Annotated in this window: 4 protein-coding genes; all 4 read right to left on the bottom strand. The window is 61.4% G+C overall.

Annotated features, from left to right (window positions below; genetic code table 11):
* Nucleotides 1-787: 787 nt before the first annotated feature.
* Entirely contained in the window at nucleotides 788-1,105 is a 318-nt protein-coding gene (locus DD1DGNOD_RS17295) for a hypothetical protein (protein WP_131767138.1), read from the bottom strand.
* A gap of 496 nt (nucleotides 1,106-1,601) precedes the next feature.
* The gene (locus DD1DGNOD_RS17300) at nucleotides 1,602-2,399 is read right to left on the bottom strand and encodes a phosphotransferase family protein (RefSeq protein ID WP_131767489.1); all 798 of its coding nucleotides are present in this window, start codon (nucleotides 2,397-2,399) and stop codon (nucleotides 1,602-1,604) included.
* A gap of 180 nt (nucleotides 2,400-2,579) precedes the next feature.
* Nucleotides 2,580-2,711: a hypothetical protein gene (locus DD1DGNOD_RS30555; RefSeq protein WP_283234718.1), complete on the bottom strand. Its 132-nt coding sequence runs from the start codon at nucleotides 2,709-2,711 to the stop codon at nucleotides 2,580-2,582.
* 13 nt (nucleotides 2,712-2,724) lie between these two features.
* A partial coding sequence (locus DD1DGNOD_RS17305; RefSeq protein ID WP_131767495.1) for a radical SAM protein occupies nucleotides 2,725-3,729 on the bottom strand: 1,005 nt, incomplete at its 5' end.

A 3,729-nucleotide genomic window follows, 5' to 3' on the forward strand; every position in this document is an offset into this window, starting at 1 on the left:
GGGTGGTACGATTCGGACAGCGGTGCCCGTGATCTACAAATCCGAGTCGGATTGAAACTTTGGTGCAGACGGTACGATGAAGCGTGTGTCGGCCGGTGCCCGTGATCTACAAATCCGAGTCGGATTGAAACCTGACAGTGAAGACCAGATTCATCTGGAATAGCGCCCGTGATCTACAAGCCGGAGGTAACAAACCAGGGGTAAATTGCGGGCTTCCCCTGTGCGGGTCCGTCGCCGTGGCGATCACTGTGGCGCGTTGGACGGGCCTCACGATCCCGCCTGTTGCGTTGGTGGGCGGGCTGTTGGTTGATCTCTTGGGGCTGGCGGATACTCTCGTGGCCGGTTTCTACGGGGGTGGTCACAGTGCGGGTGTTCGTCCACGCTCTCGGGGCGTCCGATCTCGGGGTGGACAGTCAGGCAAGATTTCGTTCCGGGAACGCGGGTGGGCCCGCCGGACCCACCCTGGCTGAGGAGGTCGTCAGGCTTTCGGCTGCCATTGATGCCCGGGATCAGGGCCATTTCATAGTCGATAGGTCGACCTGATCATTTCCTGCTGTGGTCGCAGCATGGCCTGACCTGGACGGATACCAGCGACACGCCGGAGATGGATGCACGGCGGACACGACCCTCTTGTCGATCATGGAGTTCTCGACGCTTCATGTTCGCCAGGGGAGGCCGTCATCGCCCGAGCTCTACGTCACCATGCCCGCCATCCCGACCAGGCGATCACCCTCGTGGCCAGCGCAAACGCGACTTTGCAATGACCCTGGACCTCGCCCCTTCCTCATCAGCAGACAATGCAGGCCGGTGCCTGTGCCGCCGTACCCGTGCGGGGAGCCATGTACGTGCCAATGCACGTGTGGACGGCGTCCAGCGCGGCTTGCTGACCCGTAAGGAATGCCGCCGCCTCACCTTCCGTCACTCCACTACCAGCCCGTAGCAGCCGTTCCGGAGCCAACGCCAGCACAGCGAGCAGACCCCGGCGAAGATCAGACGAGAGCAGCGGCGGATCACCCGTCGGATGCTGATCATATGCCGCGTCCTGCGCCAACATGCTCAACGCGGACAGGCGATGCCTGGCGGCACATTGATCATCCGGTTTCATACGGTTACTCCCTGCCAGCGGACCGCGGGAGCCGCTGAACTCCCGGAAAACCTGACAGGCCCAACCGTGTAATCACCTATACCGTGCGTGTCCGCGAAATGATTTGCTGCGGCCGGGCTCTCGAAGGCCAGCACAACTTCTGACACGCTCTTCACCTGCCGCCCGTCAAACGCTACCACTGCATAAAGGTACTGTTCGCCGCTCAAGCTCCCGACCACCCTTCTTGTCATCGGCATCGATCAAAAATTCGCTGGACGTCCGCTTCCGTCACGACAGACCCGGCAGCCTACGCTCAGGCCAATAACCGGAGCATCGGCAGCCGGGTGAGATCTACAGACACTGTACGTTCCCGGGAAGGAAACACAACGTCTCCGCGCACGTACATGCGTCGGCAGCCCCTCCGCCATGTGTTAACAGTTTGAGTCGAGACAAATAAAATCCCAGACAAGCCGGAAGGCGAGGTAAGGCGATATGGCCATAACGGGAGTCGTCGCAGTCACGAAAGACGGTATTCGCTCCACTTCCGCGCTGCCGCCGCCAACCGATTCTTCCACAGCAGGGAATCCGCCTGTGCGACTTCCTGCCACATGCGACGGTTCGCTACCGTGAAGGCGTCGACGGCCTCCGCGGAAGCGTGTTGCCACGCCGGGAACTGCTGTGCCCACGTAGCGGCCTCCGCGGGGGTGTGGCCGGCATCAACCAGTCGCACGATGAGAACCGCCACATCGAACCAGGCGGGTCCACGGGTGGGCCAGGCCCAGTCGATGAGGTATCCCCTGCCGTTGACCAGCACGTTGTGAGGTGCGAAGTCGGTGTGCAGCAGGGCATCTCCCGTCAGGAACTCCAACGCCGACTCGTCCGCGTAATCGACCCAGCGTTGCTTAACGCTCGTCAACGGCAGGTTGGGACACGGAATCCGCCCGAGTCGCCGCACGAGATCGGCGACTTTCGGAAGGTCGGGAGAGCCGGGCGAGAAATCGGCGTGCCTACCGTCGATGTGCTCGAACCCCAGAACGTTCCAGCCGCCGGCCTCGACCTGCCACAACACCCGCGGGGCGACCGGGAAGATATACGGATTGATCTCCATCTCGCGTCGCTGGGTGTAGACCTGTCGATGATCGCCGGGAACGGCCTTGATAAAGATTTTCTGCGTGGACGTGTGGAGAGTCGCGGCGATCCCGGAGTTGGCTCCACCCGAGGCCGTCTGCGCCTTCAGGACAGGGCCTGCATACTCCTGCACGACGCTCCGGACAGCCTGCGGCAGGTCATCCCAGTGGATACGTGGCACGGACACGGTGTTTCCCCACGGGTGCTGTGGCGGGTCACCCCGGCGTGGTCGGCACCAGGGTGACCCGACGTCTGATCGGCTAGTGTCTCGTGATTCCGCTTCACTTACTCGATCGAAGGTTCTGATCAAGCCCGCGACCAGCGTAGATGACTTAGAGTAACGTAAATTGCCCGGAATCACGAGACACTAGTACGGATTGTCGTCACCGGCGTTGCAACTGCACTTCGACGACTCCACGAGCGCATCCACATCATCGATGAAGACGATCTCGTTGTCGACCGTGGGTCCGGGTGTGATTTCCACGAGAACGGCTGTCATGACCTACCTCCCTTCAGTGCTGGCAGTACATGGACAGTGGCGCCTTCGCCTTGCGGTAAAGCGTGACGAGCGGCATGCACGTCCCGCACGTACCGCTTAAGGCGCAGCCGGAGCAGCCCCCTTGGCGAAGTAGGAGGGCATCGGCGATCTCACCGAGGCGGCGCAGGCCGTCGACTCCTTCGTCCATGAGCGGGATCTGCGGGTCGCGGCCTACCTTGCAGATGGAAGCCATGCCGTGCGGGTCGACATGGAAAAAGGTGTGTCCGGCGTTGCAGCCGGTGAAAATCTTGCGTTTCCGTAGGTGCTCTTCGGACTGAGCCGGCAGGCTTTCAGGGCTGCCGTAGATCGTAGGAGACATGTTCGTGTACACCGTGTAAGGCAGTTCCAGATGTTCGGCCATGGCCTTCATCTGGTTGATCTCGTGGGCGTTCTGCCGCGCGATGATCAGGCTCAGGTTGATCGGTAGACCGGCCTCATGCGCGGCGGCCAGACCCCGCGTGAAAGCGGTAAACGATCCACGCCGTCGCGTCAGCCCGTCGTAACTGTCAGCGGTAGCACCGTAGACGCTGAGGGTGAGTCGATACGGGGGATGGGAGGCGAGAAGGTCGAGAATCTTCGCGTTTGACAACCGTGATCCGTTCGAGGAGATGCTGAGCATCATGCCAAGCTCGTACGCGAGCTCGTAGACCTGAGCAAACAGCTTGTCGATCATTGGTTCGCCGCCGGTGAGCTGCAGCCACAGCACCCCAGCGTCACGCATGATGTGCAGTAGCCATTCCCGGTCGGGCCAGGACAGCCCCTCGAACTTCTTGAGACCGAGGTAGCAGTGCTCGCAATCATAGTTACAGCCGAGATTCAGCTCATAAGAAGCGCGACCGTACCCGTAGGGGGACTGTTTCCGGACGAGGACCTTCTGACCAAGAGAATGTTCCGTGATGTCCAGATTCCAGGATCGGCGCACGGCATCGATCAGCCATGTCGGTGAGACGTCACCGGCCGTGGAAGCCTGCGCGAGTTG

Source organism: Candidatus Protofrankia californiensis (assembly GCF_900634765.1).
GTDB classification, from domain to species: Bacteria; Actinomycetota; Actinomycetes; order Frankiales; family Frankiaceae; genus Protofrankia; species Protofrankia californiensis.